1 protein-coding gene is annotated in these 885 nt (G+C 62.9%); it reads right to left on the minus strand.

Features of this window, described 5'->3' with window-relative positions:
- Nucleotides 1–156 precede the first annotated feature (156 nt).
- Nucleotides 157–885 (minus strand): acetyl-CoA C-acyltransferase (locus ASU03_RS18905; protein WP_157465985.1); only part of this gene is annotated, 729 nt, incomplete at its 5' end.

Raw genomic sequence — 885 nt, forward strand, 5'->3', positions numbered from 1 at the left:
CAATGCGGTCTTCGCCGTGCCCCAACCTGGCTGACGATGGAGATCTATTGTAGTCGCTGGCTTGCCAGCTCCTACATTGAAGGGCGCTTACAAATCAGAAGGCAAAAAAAGGCCCGGTTTTCGTGGAACCGGGCCTCTTTCATGTTGCTCGTTGAATCAGTCGCGCTCAAGGGCCAGTGCCACGCCCTGACCGCCGCCGATGCACAAGGTGGCCAAGCCTTTCTTGGCATCGCGCTTGATCATTTCATGCAGCAGGGTCACCAGCACGCGGCAGCCTGAAGCGCCAATCGGGTGGCCGATGGCAATCGCGCCGCCGTTGACGTTGACCTTGTCCGCATCCCACTCCAGTTCCTTGCCCACCGCCAGTGCCTGTGCGGCAAACGCTTCGTTGGCTTCGATCAGGTCCAGGTCGGCCAGTTGCCAGCCGGCCTTGTCCAGGCAACGGCGGGTCGCGGACACCGGGCCAATGCCCATGATTGCCGGGTCGACACCGGGGTTGGCGTAGCTGGCAATACGCGCCAGGACCGGCAGGCCGAGGGCCTTGGCTTTGTCGGCGCTCATCAGCAGCACCGCAGCGGCGCCGTCATTGAGGCTCGACGCGTTGCCGGCGGTGACGCTGCCGTCTTTCTTGAAGGCTGGCTTGAGCTTGCCCAGGGATTCGGCGGTGGTGCCGGCACGGGGCTGCTCGTCCACGGCAAAGGCAATCGGGTCGCCCTTGCGCTGGGGAATCAGGATCGGCGTGATCTCGTCGGCAAAGCGTCCGGCTTCAATCGCGGCGGCGGCTTTTTGCTGGGAGGCGGCGGCGAACGCGTCCTGGGCTTCACGGCTGATACCGTATTTGTCCACCAGGTTTTCCGCAGTGATCCCCATGTGATAGTCGTTGAA

The organism is Colwellia sp. TT2012 (genome assembly GCF_001440345.1).
Taxonomy (GTDB): Bacteria; Pseudomonadota; Gammaproteobacteria; order Enterobacterales; family Alteromonadaceae; genus Colwellia.